Below are 19,314 nucleotides of genomic sequence, written 5' to 3' on the forward strand. Positions count from 1 at the left end.
TCTGAAACCTACCGACTGGGCTAATATCCGCCCGTGCACAGTTATCGGGGGGGCACCGGGGGCGGAGCCGGAAATTTCGAATCCAGAAGTTTCGAGAACAAAAATCTCGAGCCGACGGATTTCGAATTGTTGACCGCTCATGTCGCGGGCGATCGACACGCGTTCCGTGAACTACTGGTCCGGCATCAGGATCATCTGTGGCACGTTGCCCGGCGTACGAGTTACTCGGACGAGGACGCGGCAGACGCACTCCAGGAGGGTCTGCTCTCCGCGCACCGCAAGGCGGCGAAGTTCCGCGGCGACGCGGCGGTGCGTAGTTGGCTCCACACCATCGTGGTCAATGCCTGCCTTGACCGGATCCGACGCAACAAATCGCGGGCCGCGTTCTCTCTGTCTTCCGAGAATGCGGAGGAACCCCGTGATCACCGCGATTACGCGGCGGGAGTGGACATGAGCCTGACCGTCGAACAAGCGCTGGCATCGCTGCCCCCTGAGCAGCGCGCTGCCGTCGTCGCCGTCGATGTCGAGGGGTATCCGGTGGCCGAGGCTGCCGAGAGGTTGGGCGTGCCCGTAGGGACCGTGAAGAGTCGCTGCGCCCGCGCGCGCAAGCGCCTCGCCGCCCAGTTGGAGGACTTTCGCGAAGGCGGGAACCATTCGTGAACCGGCCGCGTCCTATCTTGTAAGCGTCCACACCGACTGCCGAGGGAGGGTTCATGACAGATCCGTCTGTTCGCGTTCCGTCGCCTCCGTTTTCGGAGGACCTCTTGGCGGATCTTCACGCCGGGGTTCTCGATCCCGAAACCAGTGCAGCTCTGTGGCCGCTGGTACACGCAGACGCCGACGCCCACGCATTTGTCACTACTCTCGACAGCGTCACAGCATCACTCGCGACACTGAACTCGCGCGAGGCCTCTCACGAACGGATTCCGAATTCGCTTGCCGAGCGAATCAATTCGGCACTGGATCTACAGTCCGGTCAGGTCGAGCCGTCAGCAGAGACAACCGTCGTGCCGTTCCGGCGACGCCCACAAGCGTGGCTGCTCGGTGCCGCAGCAGCCGTGTTGGTGGCCTTCGTGATCGTTGTGATCGGAACCCGAGATTCCGAACCTGCCGAAAGCGTTGTCGCTCAACCAAGCATACCGGTGACATCTGCTGTCGACGATCCGGATTCGGCGTCCCTGCTTTCACTCATCGGATCCAAAAACCTTGGACCACTGGATGATCCGTCTAAGCTTGCCGGCTGCCTGAGCGCCAATGGCATCGACGAGGGCAGGCCTGTGCTCGGTTCGGGTGAGGTTCGCATCGACGGTGCACCGGCGATAGTCCTACTCTTCACAGGATCGCAGCCGCGTCAGATCACTGCACTCACTGTTGGCATCAACTGCAGCGACGGGAATCCGAATACGTTGTCGGTCAAGAACATCGGCTGACTTCGATGGTCAGCGCGGTATTGCCGCGGGTAGCAGGAGCTCGAGGATTCTCCCGCGCAACGCATCCGTATCGTCCTCGACCGCTATCAGACTCGAAAACATCGCTGCTCCGGCCGCCAATACCAGCACGGCCTTGGCATCGAGCAGTGCCGATTCGGGATCGTCAGCATTTTGAAGGAAGAGTTGCGTGCTCGGCCCACTGAAACCGCGCCACAATTCGTTGCGTAGGTCGTCATGGTCGCGCAGCGCAGCCAGCAGTCCCGGCGACGCAGCACGAACCTCGGGCCGCGAGAAGAGCTGAGCACTTCCCTCCACCACCCATCGGATCCAGCCGTCGCGATCGGTGCCCTCGAACGGTGTCAGGTCAGGTGTCGCCCCCAGGATCGATCCGAGAACTAGATGTGCCTTCGACGGCCATCGTCGTGACATCGAGGCTCGGCTGACCCCTGCCCGTGCCGCGATCGCCCGGAGGCTGAGTTGCTCCCATCCGACCTCGAGGAGCATCGCTCGGGTGACCTCGAGGACTGTGTCGTCGATGCGTGGGTCTCGTGGGCGACCTGATCCTGTGGCGTTCATCGTGTCGAATTGTCGGACAGATTGGGAGTAGGCGCTATATCGTCGTAGTTACGAGTCCACTGGCATCGTAAAGATCAGGCCGCCGCAGGAAGTTGAAAATGACCACAGCGCCCACACCGTCGATATTCGAACCCGCACGTCTCGGCCCTCTGACCTTGCGCAACCGCATCGTCAAAGCTGCAACGTTCGAGGGCGTCATGCCCCGGGGAGCGGTCTCGGACGATCTGATCAACTTCCACGCTGAAGTCGCCCGGGGCGGGGCCGCGATGACCACCGTCGCCTACTGCGCCGTCTCACCAGGTGGACGAGTCCACCGCGACACCCTTGTCATGGACGAGCGCGCACTGCCGGGACTGCGCAGACTGACCGACGCAGTCCACGCCGAAGGCGCGCTTGCCGCGGCGCAGATCGGCCACGCGGGACTGGTTGCCAACACGCTTTCCAACAAGACGAAGACCCTCGCGCCGTCGACCCGGCTGAGTCCGCCCGCAATGGGCCTCGTCAAAGGCGCGACGCTCGCCGAACTCGACGGTGTCGTCTCCGACTTCGAACGGACCGCCCGCGTCGCAGTGGACGCAGGATTCGACGCCATCGAGGTCCATCTCGGTCACAACTATCTACTCAGCTCGTTCATGAGCCCCAATCTGAACAAGCGCCACGACCGATACGGTGGCAGCGTCGCCAAGCGCGCCGAGTATCCGCGTCGAGTCATCGAAGCGGTGCGAGTGGCCGCTGGATCCAGCGTGGCGGTCACCGCGAAATTCAACATGTCCGATGGGGTGCCGAAAGGTCTGTGGCTCGACCAGAGCCTGCCGATCGCCCAGATCCTCGAAGCCGACGGCCACCTGGACGCGATGCAATTGACCGGTGGCAGTTCACTTCTCAACGGAATGTACTTCTTCCGCGGCGAGGTCCCACTGGCTGAGTTTGTCGCCTCCCAACCCAAACTCGTCGGGTACGGGCTGAAGTTCTACGGTCCCAAACTCTTTCCGACGTACCCGTTCGAGGAGGGTTTCTTCCTGCCCTTCGCTCGTCAGTTCCGACAGGCGCTGAGGATGCCACTGATCCTGCTCGGCGGCATCAACCGCGTCGACACCATCGAGCACGCACTGGATGAAGGATTCGAGTTCGTCGCCATGGCGCGCGCACTGCTCAGGGACCCACAACTGGTCAACAAATTTCAGGCCGAGAGCGTCGACGAGGGTCTGTGTATCCACTGCAACAAGTGCATGCCCACCATCTACACCGGCACGCGCTGTGTGGTTCGGGACGCGCTGGTGGTTCGGGAGGCACCGCGCCCCACCCAGTGAGTCCCGCGCTGTGAGCTGCCGGCTGTGAGCCACTTTCCAGCGGAGTGCGGGAACAACACCCCTTATCCTGGTGTTGATCGGTACGGCTCTCCAAGAAGCGGAGGGTCTGCACTCACTATTGGAAGGCTCGCATGACCACCCAGCTGGAAACCACGCCCGCGGTCCATGACGTCATCATTGTCGGTTCCGGACCGGCCGGCTACACCGCTGGTGTCTACACCGCGCGCGCTGAGCTCCAGCCCCTGCTCTTCGAGGGAACCCAGTTCGGTGGCGCCCTCATGACCACCACCGAGGTCGAGAACTTCCCCGGATTCCGCGAAGGAATCATGGGCCCCGATCTGATGGAACAGATGCGCGAGCAGGCACTGCGCTTCGACACCGACATCCGCACCGAGGACGTCGAGGAGATCGATCTCAGCGGCCCGATCAAGACCGTCGTCGCGAACGGCGAAACCTACGCCGCGCACGCGATCATCCTCGCCATGGGCGCAGCAGCCCGCTACCTGGGCATTCCCGGTGAAGAACGCCTCCTCGGCCGCGGCGTCAGCGCCTGCGCCACCTGCGACGGCTTCTTCTTCCGTGACCAGGACATCGTCGTGGTCGGCGGCGGCGACTCCGCGATGGAAGAAGCAACCTTCCTCACCCGCTTCGCTCGCTCGGTCACCCTGGTGCACCGCCGCGAGGAGTTCCGCGCCTCACGGATCATGCTCGAGCGCGCCAAGGCCAACGAGAAGATCCGCTTCCTGACCAACGCAGAGCCCGTCGAGGTGCTCGGTGAGAACAGCGTCACCGGCCTCGTCGTGCGCGACACCGTCACCGGTGAAACTTCCACACTCGAGATCACCGGCATGTTCGTCGCCATCGGCCACGACCCGCGCAGTGAGCTCGTCAAGGGCCAGGTCGATCTCGACGACGCCGGATACGTGCGCGTCGCTCCCGGTTCTACCGCGACCTCCGTCGACGGCGTCTTCGCTGCCGGTGACCTGGTCGATCACACGTACCGTCAGGCGATCACCGCTGCCGGCACCGGATGCTCCGCAGCAATCGACGCCGAACGCTGGCTGGCCGACCGCGGCGACATCACCGCCAACACGCTCGACGCAGCCGGCCACACGGTCGACGTCGTCGGCGCTCCCTGATTCACCAAGCTGTCGTACCCAACCCTCGAGGAGTAACAGTGTCGAATACCGTCACCATCACCGACGATTCCTTCAAGCAGGACGTCCTGGGCAGCGACAAGCCCGTTCTGGTCGATTTCTGGGCAACCTGGTGCGGCCCGTGCAAGATGGTCGCCCCGGTCCTCGAGGAGATCGCCGGCGAGAACAGCGAGAAGCTGACCGTCGCCAAGCTCGACATCGATGCCAACCCCGCGGCCGCGCGCGATTTCCAGGTCATGTCGATCCCGACGATGATCCTGTTCAAGGACGGCAAGCCGATCAAGACGATCGTCGGCGCCAAGGGCAAGGCCGCGCTGCTCAAGGACCTCGCAGACGTTCTCTGACGGCTGGGTGAGCATCGTGGATTCTCGCAATCCACAGAATTTCTGAGATAATCGATCGATGTGCCTGATCGGGTCTACGACCAGGCACATCGATCGAATTCGTTAACCGATCCGAGAGGCTTTCACGCATGCACAGACTCCGACACGGCGATCACGGCCCGGCCGTCGCCGAGATTCGGGGCACATTGACGAAGCTGGGATACCTCCATCACGGAACTTCCGGCATTCGACGTGAAAGCGCCGACGGTGCCCACTGGGTTGCACCCGACGCCATCTTCGATCATCAACTCGACAGCGCCGTTCGTGCCTTCCAGCAGCAGCGTGGGCTTCTTGTCGACGGCATTGTGGGCCCGGCAACCTACCGGTCACTTCGTGAGGCCTCGTACCGCCTGGGTGCCCGTACGTTGATCTACCAGTTGTCCGCGCCGCTGTACGGCGACGACGTCGCAGCGTTGCAGGCAAAACTGCAAGATCTGGGCTTCTACGCCGGCCGGGTCGACGGTTTCTTCGGTCCGCAGACCCACGAGTCTCTCTCGTCTTTCCAGCGTGAAATCGGGATCGCTGCCGACGGTATCTGCGGACCACAGACACTCCGTTCGCTGGAACTTCTGGGAACCCGCGTCACCGGTGGTTCCCCACATGCGATCAGCGAAGAGGAGCTGGTGCGGCGCAAGGGCCCGCAGCTGGGCGGTAAGCGCATCGTCATCGATCCCGGCCTCGGCGGGCCGTCGACGGGCAACATCGTCAACGGCATCTCCGAAGCTGACATCCTCTGGGATCTGGCCATGCGACTCGAGGGGCGGATGGCCGCAACCGGGATGGAAACTTTCCTCTCCCGCCCGCACAACGCCGATCCCACCGAGGCCGAGCGCGCACTGACATCCAATGCGTTCGACGCGGATCTGATGATCTCCCTGCGTTGCGACAGCAACTCGAGCCCGTCGGCAAACGGCGTCGCGAGCTTCCACTTCGGAAATTCGCACGGTTCGGTCTCGATGATCGGGCAGGTGTTGACCGGTTTCGTTCAGCGCGAGATCGTTGCGCGAACTCCGTTGCGGGACTGCAGAACTCACGGTCGGACGTGGGAGTTGTTGCGCCTCACCAACATGCCGACAGTGCAGATCGATCTCGGCTACCTGTCCAACGCGTCCGACGTTGCGGTACTGACGAACCCGCGGATGCGGGACACCATTGCCGAAGCCATCTTGATCTCGGTCAAGCGGCTGTACCTGCTGGGTCAAGACGATCAGCCGACCGGCACCTTCACCTTCGCCGAGCTTCTCGCAGAAGAACTTTCGGTAGCCGACCGCATTTCGTAGGTCCTGCGGTCGGCACCTGCTCACACTCTGGCGAGCTCGCTGATCTCCACCATTTCGAGAGCTGCGGCCTTCAGTAGACGGTCGAGGGCTTCTTCGACGTCGACTTTCCATTCGTGATCTCGATTGAGTTCGAGACGAAGCCGCGGATAGCGATGGTGCGGTGCCACGACCTCGAAACCGTAATCCTCGAGGAACTCGGCACTGATCATGCATTCTGCGGGTGAACATTCCAGAGCGGCCGTTGCGCTGGCCACGTCGGAAGCAGGTCCCAAGTCGTCGCTACGGATACCGAATGCCTCGAGCGCACGAACTCCGCGTCGAACCAGATCTGTCACGACAGCGACCATCAGGCTTGGCCCTAGTTCTTCCTCTATGCCCGAGGGCTCGAGGCGAAGGCTTGTCAGAAGCACTGCGTCCGAGCTGACCGGGCTGGTCGGAAACAGTTGCGCGCGCGGGATCATGCGGGGAGGGGCGTACAACGCACTTCCGAGCGGCTTTCCGTCGCGGACGGCGACCTGTCCGCACGAACCCCACTCGAGCATGACCATCGACAGCCAGGCTTCCTTCTCGAATTCCTGATCGCAGAATCCTCGGGCGTCGTGAAGCGCGCCCGGGTCCATCTCCCAGAACACGCATCGACGCGCATGGGCGGAAAGCTGATCGAGGCTGTCGAGCGTGAGAGAGGTGATGACGTGAGTCGACACTGACTAACTCACTCTCCGTAGGTCCCCGAAGCGGTTTTGATGTTCGCCCGCCGCTTTTTTCTTCTCCAGGATAGGCCAGCTGTACCGAGTCGGCAGTGGCGCGAGAGTTGATCGCTCTAATGTATTGCTGTTCAACATCTTTCGTCCCGGTTCAAGATTTCGAGAAGCTCGGATCACCTATTTTCGTCACAGTGACGAAAATAGGTGGTGTGCCCGGTCATCGTCATTACGTCACCAAACGGGCATCCGAGTTCACTACGTCGATTTCTGCGCTTCCATCATTCCGACGATGCGTTGTAGGTCGTCGACCGAGCCGAATTCGACCACAATCTTTCCCTTCCGCTTGCCCAGACTGACAGTCACCCGGGTGTCGAACGAGTCCGACAACCGCTCGGCCACATCCTGCAGACCCGGCATCACGATGGGCTTGCGCTTCTGCGGGGGAGCGATCTCGTTGTCCGCCCGGTTGGCAAGAGTGACGGCTTCCTCCGTCGCGCGAACCGACATTCCTTCGGCGACGATGCGTGCCGCCATGACTTCCTGAGCGTCGGCACCCGCCTCGAGGGACAGCAGTGCGCGAGCATGGCCGGCCGAAAGTACTCCAGCCGCAACGCGGCGCTGAACCGCCACCGGCAGCTTCAGCAGACGAATCATGTTGGTCACGACGGGACGCGAACGTCCGATCCGATTGGCCAATTCTTCGTGGGTTACTTCGAACTCCTCGAGCAACTGCTGATACGCCGCTGCCTCCTCGAGGGGGTTCAACTGCACTCGATGGATGTTCTCGAGGAGCGCGTCGCGCAACATCGAGTCGTCATCGGTTTCACGAATGATCGCCGGAATCTTCTCCAGCCCGGCTTCCTGGCTCGCGCGCCAGCGACGCTCACCCATGACAAGTTGGTACTTGTCACCGTGACGACGGACCACGATCGGCTGCATCAAACCGAATTCACGGATCGAGTGAACCAACTCCGCGAGTGCTTCCTCGTCGAAAACGCTGCGAGGCTGCTTCGGGTTCGTCTCGATCAGGCTCGGTTCGATCTCGAGATAGACCGCGCCGGTCGGCTCGAGTTCGGTCTCCGGCTCAGCTTCCACCGGAGCCTTCGCCGCCGTCGCCTTAGCGGCTTTCGGTGTTTTCGGAGCCGCCTTCGTCGGTGGGGGAGGGGAGGGGTTGCGCTTGTCGACGCCGATTACGACGTCCGCTGCAGCCGAACCCAGACCCGGTGCCGTGGCCGGCCCAGTGGGGATGAGAGCAGCCAAGCCGCGGCCCAATCCACCTTTGCGTGCTTGACTCATCTCACTGCTCCTGGGTCGTCGTGGTGGCAGAGCGGGCGGCAAGTTCGCGTCCGGCGTCGAGGTAACTCATGGCGCCGCGTGAACCGGGGTCGTAATCGAGAACTGTCATTCCGTATCCGGGAGCCTCGGAAACCTTCACACTGCGGGGAATCACAGCGCGCAGTACGGCCTCGCCGAAGTGCTTGCGTACTTCTTCGGCGACCTGGTCGGCCAGCTTGGTGCGCCCGTCGTACATCGTCAGAAGGACCGTGGAGACATGCAGATCCGGATTCAGATGAGCCTGGACGAGTTCGATGTTGCGGAGCAACTGACCGACCCCCTCGAGGGCGTAGTACTCGCACTGGATCGGGATCAGGACTTCCTTGGCAGCGACCATCGCGTTGACGGTCAGCAGCCCCAGCGAGGGCGGGCAGTCGATGAGGACGAAGTCGACGTCGAGCTCTGCGAGCACCTTGTCGTTGAGCGCGCCTTTGAGTCGATTCTCGCGGGCAACCATGGAGACCAATTCGATCTCGGCGCCCGCCAGATCGATCGTCGCCGGGATGCAGAGAAGGCGCTCACTGTGCGGGCTGGTCTGGATCGCCTCCGGGGCCTTCACTTCGCCTATGAGCAACTCGTAACTGGAGGGGGTGCCCGAGGTATGGACGACGCCCAGAGCCGTGCTGGCGTTGCCCTGAGGGTCTAAATCGACCACGAGGACAGTGAGCCCTTGAAGAGCGAGCGCCGACGCAAGGTTCACCGTGGTCGTCGTCTTCCCGACGCCGCCCTTCTGGTTCGCGATGGTGATCACGCGGCGGAACGCCGGCTTCGGCAGCGTCACCGAATGGGGGTGAAGCACCTGGCTCGCTCGATGCGCGGCCGCCCCGATGGGAGTCTCCTCCGAGGAGATCGCCGCGTAGGGGGCGGTGAAATTGTCGTCGTCGTCGTTGACGATCTGATCCGCACCCGCGCCCGTGTGCTGCTTCGGTGTTTCACGTGAAACGGCGGATTCAGATCGACCCGACATTGACTGCTCCTTCGATTGGGAATCGATCACTAGGTGCTCTCATCATCTGTACATTGCTCTCGATTGCATGCGTGTAAATCATCAACGCTGGCGACGCTTCGGGAGACGTTCGGCCTTCACCACCACGGTGGGGGTGCGGAGAATCTTGGCTCCACATTCGAGTATTTCCAACTTACCTGCGCCCAATTTAGTGAGCGCCGTTCGGTCCCGCTCGATCTCCTCGGCGGCGCTCGAACCCTTGAGTGCCAACATCCGGCCGTGCTCGTGAATGAGTGGGAGGGACCAACGTGCGAGCTTCTCCAGAGGCGCCACGGCCCGCGAAGTGACCACGTCCGCACCGCCCGCTTCCTTCACAACACCCGATTCCTCGGCTCGCCCTCGGACAACCAGTACGTCCAATCCGTTGGACTCGATGAACTCCGCGAGGTACACAGAGCGTCGAAGCAACGGTTCGACGAGAGTCACCTTCAAGTCCGGGCGGGCGATCGCGAGAGGGATTCCGGGTAGGCCGGCACCGCTTCCTACGTCCACAACCGACTCACCTTCGGCGATCAGTTCACCGATCACTGCGCAATTGAGAAGGTGACGCTCCCACAGTCGGGGAACCTCACGGGGACCAATGAGCCCGCGCTCGACACCATCCGTTGCCAGGGATTGGTAGTACCGTTCCGCGATCTCATATCTGTCACCGAACACTGCGCGCGCAGTCTCTTGTTCGTCCCAGTCAACCGACGCCGCACCATTCTGTTCCACGTGAAACATCCTCCCGCGTAAACCGCGAAATCAACAATCAAGACCGAAATCATTATCCGCTCCGAAGCCGACATGTGTTCGCTTCTGCACACCGACTCGCTGTGAGTCTGCCGACTCGTTCATTCTTTGGGAAGTATTCCGCCCAAAATTCAAGTGGGGGAGGGGAGGGATTCACGTTCCACGTGAAACATTGCGCTGATAAATCTTCCAATTCTGACCCGTTTCACGTGAAACATAGCCCGAAGGTCACATGCAGATAGTAGGTCGGTTTTCAATATCATCACAGTGACGAAACTGCCATGGGTAGTTACATGGATGGAATTCATGGCCAAAAAGGGGTAATTGTCGACGAAAAGCGAGTTTCAGAAAAGGGCCGGCTTCGGACAGTTTCGGTGTCTCGCCGCCGATTGCCACGAGCTACCCAACCTTCGACTTGACTCTCCTGTTGCGGGAGACCGGAGACTTGGCACCAGAAACCGAAATCAATCCAAGGAGCTTGGCACCACATGATGCGCATCGGAGAGTTCGCCCTCGCCTCTGGACTCACAGTGAAAGCACTCCACCACTACGACGCCATCGATCTACTCAAACCCACACGGCACTCCGCAACATCGGCCTCGCGCTCGACACCGTCGCAGAAGCATTGAGCAACCCGCACTACATAAATTCCTTCATCGAACGACACCGAGCATATGTCGCTGACGAACGCGCACGACAAGATGCTGACGCGGCGCAAGGGTCCGCGTTGATCGACTCACTTGAACTCGACTACACCGTGCGCCGTCGTTCCATGCCGGCTCAACACTGGTTGGACTGCAACACGAAATCCGTAACCTCGAACTCGAGCAGGTTGAGTCGCCCCTGGCGACCCTGCGAATGGCCCTGACAGAAGCCGGCCACACGATCTCCGGTCCCTGGTGGACAACACTGCGCCAAACTGCAGAAGCTGAGGTCGTCGAAGTTCTGTTCTGCTGGCCGACTACCCAGATCCCCGCCGAGCCAGTTGGCATCTCCGGAACGATCGTCGAATCTGGCACACTCCCAGCGCGCGACGAACTGTTTGTGATACTCGAAACATCCGACGACGATTCCGATCTCGGCGATCTAGGCGCAGAAGCCGCACAGATCGCGATGATCGAGCAAGCAAACGATGACGGACTGGAGTTAGTTCACGGCAGCATCCGCCAGGTTGGAGTACTCGCTGACGACGGCACACCAGAAGCCATTGAACTCGTGATCGCCATCCAATAGGCGTCCACTACCAATCTGGGATGGAGATCGAGAGCTCGGGGCAACAATCATCGATCCTGTTTCACGTGAAACGAAGGGCTGACTATTCCGGCTGGGGGAGGGGAGGGGCTCACATGTAGTACGCCGTGTTGTCGATCGAATATCCGAACGTGCACAGTGCGCCGCCGACAGCCAATAAGGCAATGATGAAGCTGAGCATGACTGCTCTCCCGGATCCCCATGCCAGTGCAAGTGGAATGAATACGACGGCGACTACTCCCAGCGGCAACAGAAAGGCCCGCGCCGGCGCGATTCGGCGACGAACCTCCGGTTGACGCCCGGCTCAGCCCGCCGGGGCCTCGAACACCATCCTCACCTCGGTCACCTGGTAGTTCGCCCGCTTGAACGCGGCGGCCATGGGCGTGTTGGGTACGTCCGTGGTCGCGGTGATGCGATTGGCGCCATCGGCTGCGTGAACGCGGGTGATCTCGCAGAGGATGTCGTCCACGTAGCGGCACCCGCGCAGCTCGGGCACTACTCCGAGGTATCCGACGCTGCGATGGTAGGGCGTCGCGGACGGGATCGCGAAGCCGACCAGCGTCCCGTCCATGGTCTCCGCCAGCCGCCACCACGATCGTTCGCCAGGGCACGACCGGTAGAACTCGAGATCGTCCCGGGCCTGGCTGACAATGTCTGTGGCCGCAATGCCTCGTTGCGTGGCGACGTCCAGGCTACCGACAGCGACCCGCTGGAACACCGCGAGGAACTCATCATCCGAGGCGGGACGGAACATCAGACGCTCGGAGGGGGCGGGCACACCGGCCGCAGGCGTCCACTCGAAACGCAGCCGCTCGATCATCTCGGTCAGTCCGGCCGCCTGGGCCGCCTCGCGACGCCAGGACACGGCGTCTGCGACGGCGGGATCCGCGTCCTGCCCGGCGGTCGGCACGACCAGCACATACTCAGGTTTCGCGTGGAACTCGGTGTGCGCCCGCGACATGAGTTCGGCGGCAAGCGCAGCACGATCCGGCACGTCAGCCAGCACGTGCAGGAAATCAAGGGCGAGCGGACGCTCGCTGTCCTCACGCCCCCACCACAGGGCACGCGCGACGATCCTGGAGCCGTCAACGGCGAACCAACTCCATTCCGGACGAAGCCGTCCGGCCGCCACCTCTTCCCGGAGCGAGTCAGCGTCGACGAACCCGACCGGATCGTTCATCGCGAACCCCACGGGCTCTTCCAACTCGGCCCGCGTCGCGGGTCGTATCAGCACCATTGCTTCCCTTCACGACGCTTCATTGACGACAGGTTCCGAAATAGAGATAGGACATGTCGACAACGATAGGCACCGGACCTTCACCGTGCCGCCGGATTCGGTTTCACGTGAAACACCTCTCGGACACAAAAGCGGGCCCCGGAAAATCCGGGGCCCGCGTTCGATCAGGGGGGAGTGTCAGTCCTTGAGGACAACGACTCGGCGAGACGGTTCAGCGCCTTCGCTCTCGCTGGAAACACCGGCAACCTTGGCGACGGCGTCGTGAACGATCTTGCGTTCGAACGGCGTCATCGGAGCAAGCTCTTCGCGTTCGCCGGTCTCGAGAACACGCTGTGCGGCTTCCGCACCGAGAGCACTGAGTGCCTCGCGCCGGCCCGCACGCCAGCCGGCGATGTCGAGCATCAAGCGACTGCGCTCGCCGGTCGACTGCTGAACAGCCAGACGAGTCAGCTCCTGGAGAGCATCCAGAACCTCACCCTTGCGTCCCACAAGCTTGGTCAGGTCGTCGCCGCCGTCGATGCTGACGATCGCCCGATCGCCCTCGACGTCAAGGTCGATGTCTCCGTCGAAATCGAGCACGTCGAGCAACTGCTCGAGGTAGTCGCCGGCGATCTCGCCCTCTTCGATCAAATCGTCATCGGAATCGTCGATGTCTACATCCACATCGGTAACCGGCGCAGTGGTCTCGGTGCTCACGTCTGCGTTCTCTCCATCCACAACGATGTCAGCTTCACTGGACATTGGTCGTTCTCTTTCCTGGATCAGCGCCGTTTATTGCGCTTGGGGGAGTTGCCGCGGTTGCTCTGTGGCCGGTTCTGTTTCGGTTTCGACGTCGAACCACCACTGGAACCCGAGGGCTTCGGCTGAGGCTTCTTGAGCGAAACTTCCGGGGCGTCACCGTCGTCGTCGGCTGAATCCGCGGTCTTCAGCGCAGCCGGGGATCCCTTCTTCTTACCGGGATCGGGACGGGCACCGGGCTTAGGCGCATTGTCGTTGCGGCGAGTGATCGCTTCCTGCTTCTTCGCTTCTTCTTCGGCATCGATCTTGCGGAAGACGAGGTGCTGCTGACCGTAGGTCCAGATGTTGTTCGACACCCAGTACAGGAGGATCGCGATCGGAAGGAACGGTCCACCGACCAGAACGCCGAGCGGGAAGACGTACAGCGCGAGCTTGTTCATGATCGCGGACTGCGGGTTCGCGGCAGCTGCTTCGCTCTGACGGGCAACCGAAGCGCGTGAGTTGAAGTGGGTCGCGATGCTGGCAATGATCATCAACGGAGCGGCCACGAGAATGATGTTCAGGCGTGACGGAAGCTCGGGAACGTTCTCGGTGACATAAGCCTGAAGCTGCGCAACCGGCGTCGTGATCGCGGCCGAGATAGGCGCGCCGAACAGACGAGCATCCAGGAACGACTGGACGTCAGTGGCCGAGAAGACGTAGTTCGGGGTGTTGAGGTTGTCCTCGGCGCTCATGCCCAGCTGGCCCATGCCGGTGCCGGTGCGGTTGAACGAGCGCAGGACGTGGAACAGACCGATGAACACCGGAGCCTGAGCCAAGACCGGAAGACAGCCCATGATCGGGTTGAATCCGTGCTCCTTCTGGAGCTTCTGCATCTCGACGGCCTGGCGCTGACGGTCGCCCGAATACTTCTTCTGCAATGCCTTGATCTGCGGCTGCAGTTCCTGCATCTGGCGGGTCGTGCGGACCTGCTTCACGAACGGCTTGTACAGAACCGCACGCAAGGTGAACACCAGGAACACCACGGAGAGCGCCCAGGCTATTCCGTTGTCCGGGCCGAGAATGAACCCGAAGACCTTGTGCCAGACCCACAGAATCGCGGATACCGGATAGTAAATGAAATTGAGCACGGCTCTAAGTACTCCTCTGTTCGTCCGTCGGACTGTGACACGCTGCGCGTGCTTCCGGACAGCTATGGCGGCTACCCGCATCACGGTCACGACGGGCAGGGACAGGGTCCCACCCTCCAGAATGCCAGGGGGCACACTTCGCCAACCGCACCACAGTCAAGAAAAGGCCTTTGATCGCCCCGTGAGTGCGCAGCGCTTCGACCGCGTATTCACTGCAGGTGGGGGTGAACCGGCAGGTCGGCATCCTCAAGGGCGACACATACGTCCGGTACAACTCGATACAGAAGATGAGAACAGTGGCGGGAGCGCGACGCACAGCCTTCAACACCGTGATGACACGGGAGGCTCTGGGAGTCTCGATCTGCTCAGAGAGCGGAGTACTCATGGCTCTTCACTTACCGACACCAATAGGTTCATTTTGGTCAGGCCCCCACGCAACTGCTTGGCCAGTTCGGCTGAACTGGCGGTAGCTGCGCCCGGAAGTGCGCGGATAACCACGTCCGTCTCCGGCGAAACCTGCCCGACGAAATCTGCACAGATATGACGAAGCCGGCGTGCGACTCGATGTCGAATCACCGCCGGCCCGACAGCCTTGCTCACGATCAGCCCGAAACGGGGACCGTGATTTGTTACTACCAGCGCCTCTACTTGCTCGCGATCGAACGCGTGCACGACAAGGTCGCGTCTTCCCATACGACGCCCGCGTCGCACCGCCACGGAGAAATCCGCGTGGCGACGCAACCGAGACGGCTCAGGCAACACCCCGAGCTCCTGAACTCGAAATCAGATCAGGCGGTGAGGGAATCGCGGCCCTTACGGCGACGCGCCGAAACGATTGCACGACCCGCACGGGTACGCATACGAAGACGGAAGCCGTGAACACGCGCGCGGCGGCGATTATTCGGCTGGAACGTCCGCTTGCCCTTGGCCACGGTCAACACTCCTCGAAGTTCATTGACGCCTCCCGGCGTCATTCAGTGATCGACGCCTTACGGCGCCTTTGGATCCAACAGGTACAGAACAATCAACTTCACTCGTTGTGGCTTGGAAGACCGATCCGACCTGACATATGTAGCCAGCACGAAGCGATCACCACCAGCGGGTGACCGTTCGAGGTTACTTACCACCGTTGCCAAGGTCAAACCAGCCCGATTCGGAGCCCTCCCGCGGCAACCACGGCGACACGCCGATACTTACATCATTCCGCAGATTCCATTCACAGTGTGCATACGGCCGTGACCTCGAGCGAGGCGGCAAGTGTGACCTTGGCAACAGTTCCGCTACGGACTGCAGGTGACCCGAAGGCAACCCGGACAGTTCCACCGGCGCATGCTCTCGACAAGGCCTCATCAGCACATACGGGCACGAGCGCCGGACGCGACCCCGAATCCCGAGTTTCCACATTCATCCACAGGGCTGTGAGTGTTGACGCATCCCCGACACCAAGTGGCGAACGCCTCGAGTTCCGACAAAGTTGCAGGTAGATCAATTTCTCGATCACTTTGACGAATTTGGTTGACGAAAAAACCGACTCAGTGCAGGTTTGTCCACATCTGTGGATAATTGTGTGGAAACACAGCCCAGGTGGCATATTCGTAGCCTGTTACGGGGTTCTCACCCCGGGTGGTAATCCACCGAATCATTCGACGCCGCAGCCATACGCTCGGCAGCTGCAGCACACCCACTGTCGGCGAAACACGGGAAGGAACCACGTGAACGACGATCCCAACGCGCTCGCACGGGTCTGGGTCGACGTGGTTGCAGAACTCACGAGTGATGACCCCGGAAGTAATCTTCCGGCTTTGAGCAGCAAGCAGAAGGCATTTGTCCGTCTGGTGAGGCCTCTCACACTTGCTCAGGGTTTTGCACTCCTCTCGGTTCCATCGCCATTTGCTCAAGAGACGATCGAGCGCGATCTACGCGAGCCGATCCTGCAGGCACTCGGACGCCACCTCGGCGGCCAGGTCGAGGGACTCGGTGTCCGCATCGCACTCGAAGACGATGCCGACGCACCCGCCGAACCGGTCGAGGAGCGCACGGGCAGCCGTCAGTTCGAGTCGGTCAACTCATCGGGCGCATACCGTCGGCGCAGATTCACCGAAGGCGACGGCGAACCTTCGGACTCCGAGACTGCCGAGACCGAAGAAGTCGACGACGACCGCGAAGCACTCGCGAGCGTTCACGAATCGTGGCCGTCGTACTTCACGAAGCCGCCCGCTACTCCTTCTGCTTCGGGGTCCGGCGCCAACAGCCTCAACGCGAAGTACACCTTCGACACTTTTGTGATCGGATCGTCCAACCGATTCGCTCATGCCGCTGCCGTCGCGATCGCGGAGGCGCCGGCGCGTGCCTACAACCCCTTGTTCATCTGGGGAGCTTCGGGCCTGGGCAAGACGCACCTTCTTCACGCCGCCGGCCACTACGCACAGCGACTGTTCCCCGGCATGCGGGTCAAGTACGTCTCGACCGAAGAATTCACCAACGACTTCATCAACAGTCTTCGTGACGACCGCAAGGTCGCGTTCAAGCGTCGCTACCGGGAAACGGATGTCCTGCTGGTCGACGACATCCAGTTCATCGAAGGCAAGGAAGGTATTCAGGAGGAGTTCTTCCATACCTTCAACACCTTGCACAATGCGAACAAGCAGATCGTCGTTTCCTCGGACCGTCCGCCCAAGCAGTTGGCAACCCTCGAGGAGCGTCTGCGGACGCGCTTCGAATGGGGCCTGATCACCGACGTTCAGCCGCCTGAGCTCGAGACGCGTATCGCGATTCTGAGCAAGAAGGCGAGGATGGATCGCCTCGAGGTCCCGCACGACGTCCTCGAGTTGATCGCCAGCCGTATCGAGCGCAACATTCGTGAACTCGAGGGCGCGTTGATCCGCGTCACCGCTTTTGCCTCGCTCAACCGCCAGCCGTTGGATCTGACGTTGGCCGAGGTGGTCCTGCGCGATCTGATGCCCGATTCGTCGAGCCTCGAGATCAACGCGGCGACGATCATGGCGGTGACGGCCGAATACTTCAACATGTCGATCGACGACCTGTGTGGGCCGGGTAAGGCCCGGCCGCTCGCTCAGGCCCGCCAGATCTCGATGTATTTGTGCCGTGAGCTCACTGATTTGTCATTGCCGAAGATCGGTCAGACGTTCGGCCGTGACCACACGACGGTCATGTACGCCGACAAGAAGATCCGTAAGGAAATGACGGAACGCCGCAAGGTGTACGACCAGGTTCAGGAGTTGACCGCAAGGATCAAGCAGCGCTCCAAGCGCTGACCTGCACTTATTTCGATCGATGCCGCTCGAGGCAGAGGTTCCCTCGAGCGGCATCGGTGTATTCGAAGGGTTCCACGTGCGGTCCCCTCGAGGGCGGTTGTCCACCTCGAGGGACGACACGCCGGAGTCGGACACGCCGATAAGAACAAACTCTTCGTTTCTTGTGAAAAGTATTCACATCTGTGGATAACTGTGTTGATAACTCCGAAAGTCTGTGGAGTTCTCGAGGAGGAATCCGAAAACTTTCAGAGAGTGCACAGAGGGGGTCGATTGGTCCTCGAGTCTGTCCTCGAGAAGTGCACAGGCCCTCGAGGGGACCTACCAGCGTCGACAACCGTTGCTCCACAGATTGCACAGGACTTATTACTACTACTGAGAATTTCCTAGGAAAAGCTCTTTGAAAATAGTTCTGGGGACAACTCCTGTTGAGAACCTCGCCTCAGGCTGCGCTCGTCCCGGCTTCGGCTTTCCACTTGCGCCCTCGAGGGCATACGGTGGGCATCGCTTGGTCTGTGTCAGACTTCAAGTGAGCTGATGCAGATCCGCAGCAGACGAACATGCCTACCGAGAGGAATAACCCGGCGATGGAGCTTGGAAGCCTGAAGTTTCGCGTTTCCCGGGAAGAGTTCGCTGATTCAGTAGCGTGGGTTGCTCGTAGCCTGCCCTCGAGGCCGCCTGTGCCGGTTCTCGGCGGAGTTCTTCTCGACGCAACCGAAGCCGGCCTCACCGTTTCCGGGTTCGACTACGAGGTATCTGCGCAGGTCCGCGTCTCGGCAGATGTCACGACTGCAGGTCAGGCACTCGTCTCCGGACGCCTCCTTGCCGATATCACCAAGTCGCTTCCCAACAAGCCGGTCGATGTGACCCTCGAGGGCACTCGCGTGCTCATCTCGTGCGGAAGCGCCAAGTTCTCCCTGCCCACGATGCCGGTCGAGGACTACCCCCAGCTTCCGACGCTTCCGCAGCAGTCCGGGTCCATTCCCGTCGACCTGTTCTCCGAAGCCATCAGCCAGGTAGCCGTAGCAGCGGGCAAGGACGACACCCTTCCGATGCTCACGGGTATCCGTGTCGAGATCGAACAGAATTCGATCGTCCTCGCCGCTACCGACCGCTTCCGTCTCGCCGTTCGTGAACTCGAGTGGACTCCGGCAAACCCTGACGTCCAGGCTGCTGTTCTCATCCCTGCCAAGACTCTGTCCGAGTCCGCGAAAACGCTTGCCGGCAATGCAAATTCGCCGGTCGAGTTGGCTCTCGGTTCCGGTACGACCATCGGAAACGACGGACTCCTCGGCATCGTCAACGACGGACGCCGCACCACGACGCGCCTCCTCGACGCCGAGTTCCCGAAGTTCCGTCAGTTGCTGCCTGCTCAGCACACCGCGATGGCAACGGTCGAGGTCACGCCTCTCATCGAGGCCATCAAGCGTGTAGCACTCGTCGCCGAGCGTGGCGCACAGGTTCGCATGCAGTTCTCCGCTGACGGTCTGCTCCTCTCTGCGGGTGGCGACGACGCCGGCCGCGCAGAAGAGACACTCAACGCGTCGTTCCAGGGCGAAGCACTCACCATTGCGTTCAACCCCGGTTACCTGATCGACGGGTTGAACTCGCTTCACAGCGAAAACGTTCTGTTCGGCTTCACCACTCCCAGCCGTCCGGCTGTTCTTCGCCCCGCGGCCGAGGAAGAGCCCACGGCAGACGAGTCCGGTAACTTCGCTGCGCCCTCGAGCGAGTACACGTACCTGCTGATGCCGGTTCGCCTCCCGGGCTGAG

21 protein-coding genes are annotated in these 19,314 nt (G+C 61.4%); 10 read left to right on the forward strand and 11 right to left on the reverse strand.

From position 1 onward, the window contains the following. Nucleotides 1-33: 33 nt before the first annotated feature. Both sigM and QMA15_RS02755 read left to right on the forward strand, forming a co-directional pair. A complete protein-coding gene (sigM, locus tag QMA15_RS02750) occupies nt 34-660 on the forward strand; it encodes an RNA polymerase sigma factor SigM (RefSeq protein ID WP_019746195.1) in 627 nt (208 codons plus the stop codon). Between the two features lie 53 nt (nt 661-713). Further along, nucleotides 714-1,430 (forward strand): hypothetical protein, encoded by a 717-nt coding sequence (locus QMA15_RS02755; protein WP_211919058.1) that lies wholly within the window; start codon nt 714-716, stop codon nt 1,428-1,430. A 9-nt stretch (nt 1,431-1,439) separates the two neighbouring features. On the opposite strand, the gene QMA15_RS02760 is transcribed toward QMA15_RS02755, so the two are convergent. Further along, nucleotides 1,440-2,006, reverse strand: a complete 567-nt coding sequence (locus QMA15_RS02760) for a TetR/AcrR family transcriptional regulator (RefSeq protein WP_279163282.1) — start codon at nt 2,004-2,006, stop codon at nt 1,440-1,442. A 98-nt stretch (nt 2,007-2,104) separates the two neighbouring features. Between QMA15_RS02760 and nox the strand changes: the two genes are divergently transcribed. The 4 genes from nox (at nt 2,105) to QMA15_RS02780 (ending at nt 6,136) form a co-directional block, all read left to right on the forward strand. Further along, a complete protein-coding gene (nox, locus tag QMA15_RS02765) occupies nt 2,105-3,316 on the forward strand; it encodes a 4,4'-dithiodibutanoate disulfide reductase (RefSeq protein ID WP_279163281.1) in 1,212 nt (403 codons plus the stop codon). 131 nt (nt 3,317-3,447) lie between these two features. After that, nucleotides 3,448-4,455 carry a thioredoxin-disulfide reductase gene (gene trxB / locus QMA15_RS02770; RefSeq protein ID WP_019746199.1) on the forward strand — a complete coding sequence of 336 codons (1,008 nt, stop codon included), beginning with the start codon at nt 3,448-3,450 and terminating at the stop codon, nt 4,453-4,455. A gap of 38 nt (nt 4,456-4,493) precedes the next feature. Continuing rightward, on the forward strand, nt 4,494-4,817 hold the full coding sequence (gene trxA / locus QMA15_RS02775) for a thioredoxin (RefSeq protein ID WP_003942530.1): 324 nt from the start codon (nt 4,494-4,496) through the stop codon (nt 4,815-4,817). A gap of 128 nt (nt 4,818-4,945) precedes the next feature. Beyond that, nucleotides 4,946-6,136 carry an N-acetylmuramoyl-L-alanine amidase gene (locus QMA15_RS02780; protein ID WP_020909860.1) on the forward strand — a complete coding sequence of 397 codons (1,191 nt, stop codon included), beginning with the start codon at nt 4,946-4,948 and terminating at the stop codon, nt 6,134-6,136. Nucleotides 6,137-6,156: 20 nt separating this feature from the next. Here QMA15_RS02780 and QMA15_RS02785 read toward each other — a convergent pair whose 3' ends face one another. The 4 genes from QMA15_RS02785 to rsmG form a co-directional block, all read right to left on the reverse strand. After that, nucleotides 6,157-6,840, reverse strand: a complete 684-nt coding sequence (locus QMA15_RS02785) for a GNAT family N-acetyltransferase (protein ID WP_279163280.1) — start codon at nt 6,838-6,840, stop codon at nt 6,157-6,159. A 255-nt stretch (nt 6,841-7,095) separates the two neighbouring features. Continuing rightward, on the reverse strand, nt 7,096-8,136 hold the full coding sequence (locus QMA15_RS02790; protein WP_046379717.1) for a ParB/RepB/Spo0J family partition protein: 1,041 nt from the start codon (nt 8,134-8,136) through the stop codon (nt 7,096-7,098). A gap of 1 nt (nt 8,137) precedes the next feature. After that, the gene (locus QMA15_RS02795; RefSeq protein WP_020909862.1) at nt 8,138-9,142 is read right to left on the reverse strand and encodes a ParA family protein; all 1,005 of its coding nucleotides are present in this window, start codon (nt 9,140-9,142) and stop codon (nt 8,138-8,140) included. 81 nt (nt 9,143-9,223) lie between these two features. Continuing rightward, entirely contained in the window at nt 9,224-9,904 is a 681-nt protein-coding gene (gene rsmG / locus QMA15_RS02800; protein ID WP_019746204.1) for a 16S rRNA (guanine(527)-N(7))-methyltransferase RsmG, read from the reverse strand. A gap of 497 nt (nt 9,905-10,401) precedes the next feature. On the opposite strand from rsmG, the gene QMA15_RS02805 reads away from it, so the two are divergent. Both QMA15_RS02805 and QMA15_RS02810 read left to right on the forward strand, forming a co-directional pair. Continuing rightward, nucleotides 10,402-10,542 (forward strand): MerR family DNA-binding transcriptional regulator, encoded by a 141-nt coding sequence (locus tag QMA15_RS02805; protein ID WP_220388532.1) that lies wholly within the window; start codon nt 10,402-10,404, stop codon nt 10,540-10,542. 229 nt (nt 10,543-10,771) lie between these two features. Continuing rightward, nucleotides 10,772-11,146 (forward strand): hypothetical protein, encoded by a 375-nt coding sequence (locus tag QMA15_RS02810; RefSeq protein ID WP_279163279.1) that lies wholly within the window; start codon nt 10,772-10,774, stop codon nt 11,144-11,146. A gap of 322 nt (nt 11,147-11,468) precedes the next feature. Here the strand turns inward: QMA15_RS02810 and QMA15_RS02815 are convergent, their stop codons facing one another. The 6 genes from QMA15_RS02815 to rpmH form a co-directional block, all read right to left on the reverse strand. Then, the gene (locus QMA15_RS02815; protein WP_279163278.1) at nt 11,469-12,401 is read right to left on the reverse strand and encodes a GNAT family N-acetyltransferase; all 933 of its coding nucleotides are present in this window, start codon (nt 12,399-12,401) and stop codon (nt 11,469-11,471) included. 177 nt (nt 12,402-12,578) lie between these two features. Then, a complete protein-coding gene (locus tag QMA15_RS02820; RefSeq protein ID WP_003942504.1) occupies nt 12,579-13,142 on the reverse strand; it encodes a protein jag in 564 nt (187 codons plus the stop codon). 20 nt (nt 13,143-13,162) lie between these two features. Then, entirely contained in the window at nt 13,163-14,269 is a 1,107-nt protein-coding gene (gene yidC / locus QMA15_RS02825; protein WP_019746208.1) for a membrane protein insertase YidC, read from the reverse strand. A 4-nt stretch (nt 14,270-14,273) separates the two neighbouring features. Next, nucleotides 14,274-14,654 (reverse strand): membrane protein insertion efficiency factor YidD, encoded by a 381-nt coding sequence (gene yidD / locus QMA15_RS02830; protein WP_007729147.1) that lies wholly within the window; start codon nt 14,652-14,654, stop codon nt 14,274-14,276. Continuing rightward, on the reverse strand, nt 14,651-15,031 hold the full coding sequence (rnpA, locus tag QMA15_RS02835; protein WP_019746209.1) for a ribonuclease P protein component: 381 nt from the start codon (nt 15,029-15,031) through the stop codon (nt 14,651-14,653). Before rnpA ends, yidD begins: the two co-directional genes overlap by 4 nt. A gap of 26 nt (nt 15,032-15,057) precedes the next feature. Next, nucleotides 15,058-15,201, reverse strand: a complete 144-nt coding sequence (gene rpmH, locus QMA15_RS02840) for a 50S ribosomal protein L34 (protein WP_003942540.1) — start codon at nt 15,199-15,201, stop codon at nt 15,058-15,060. 780 nt (nt 15,202-15,981) lie between these two features. On the opposite strand from rpmH, the gene dnaA reads away from it, so the two are divergent. Beyond that, entirely contained in the window at nt 15,982-17,544 is a 1,563-nt protein-coding gene (dnaA, locus tag QMA15_RS02845; RefSeq protein ID WP_003942491.1) for a chromosomal replication initiator protein DnaA, read from the forward strand. Nucleotides 17,545-18,128: 584 nt separating this feature from the next. After that, on the forward strand, nt 18,129-19,313 hold the full coding sequence (gene dnaN, locus QMA15_RS02850) for a DNA polymerase III subunit beta (RefSeq protein WP_007729165.1): 1,185 nt from the start codon (nt 18,129-18,131) through the stop codon (nt 19,311-19,313). Nucleotide 19,314: the final 1 nt, after the last annotated feature.

The sequence above is a fragment of the Rhodococcus sp. APC 3903 genome (genome assembly GCF_030407755.1).
GTDB classification, from domain to species: domain Bacteria; phylum Actinomycetota; class Actinomycetes; order Mycobacteriales; family Mycobacteriaceae; genus Rhodococcus_F; species Rhodococcus_F erythropolis.

Excerpts from the sequence above, each read along its gene's own strand:
- QMA15_RS02755 (WP_211919058.1), top strand. The coding sequence starts at position 714 with ATGACAGATCCGTCTGTTCGCGTTCCGTCGCCTCCGTTTTCGGAGGAC.
- QMA15_RS02760 (WP_279163282.1), bottom strand. The coding sequence starts at position 2,006 with ATGAACGCCACAGGATCAGGTCGCCCACGAGACCCACGCATCGACGAC.
- nox (WP_279163281.1), top strand. The coding sequence starts at position 2,105 with ATGACCACAGCGCCCACACCGTCGATATTCGAACCCGCACGTCTCGGC.
- trxB (WP_019746199.1), top strand. The coding sequence starts at position 3,448 with ATGACCACCCAGCTGGAAACCACGCCCGCGGTCCATGACGTCATCATT.
- QMA15_RS02780 (WP_020909860.1), top strand. The coding sequence starts at position 4,946 with ATGCACAGACTCCGACACGGCGATCACGGCCCGGCCGTCGCCGAGATT.
- QMA15_RS02790 (WP_046379717.1), bottom strand. The coding sequence starts at position 8,136 with ATGAGTCAAGCACGCAAAGGTGGATTGGGCCGCGGCTTGGCTGCTCTC.
- QMA15_RS02795 (WP_020909862.1), bottom strand. The coding sequence starts at position 9,142 with ATGTCGGGTCGATCTGAATCCGCCGTTTCACGTGAAACACCGAAGCAG.
- rsmG (WP_019746204.1), bottom strand. The coding sequence starts at position 9,904 with ATGTTTCACGTGGAACAGAATGGTGCGGCGTCGGTTGACTGGGACGAA.
- QMA15_RS02805 (WP_220388532.1), top strand. The coding sequence starts at position 10,402 with ATGATGCGCATCGGAGAGTTCGCCCTCGCCTCTGGACTCACAGTGAAA.
- QMA15_RS02810 (WP_279163279.1), top strand. The coding sequence starts at position 10,772 with ATGGCCCTGACAGAAGCCGGCCACACGATCTCCGGTCCCTGGTGGACA.
- QMA15_RS02815 (WP_279163278.1), bottom strand. The coding sequence starts at position 12,401 with ATGGTGCTGATACGACCCGCGACGCGGGCCGAGTTGGAAGAGCCCGTG.
- QMA15_RS02820 (WP_003942504.1), bottom strand. The coding sequence starts at position 13,142 with ATGTCCAGTGAAGCTGACATCGTTGTGGATGGAGAGAACGCAGACGTG.
- yidD (WP_007729147.1), bottom strand. The coding sequence starts at position 14,654 with ATGAGTACTCCGCTCTCTGAGCAGATCGAGACTCCCAGAGCCTCCCGT.
- dnaN (WP_007729165.1), top strand. The coding sequence starts at position 18,129 with ATGGAGCTTGGAAGCCTGAAGTTTCGCGTTTCCCGGGAAGAGTTCGCT.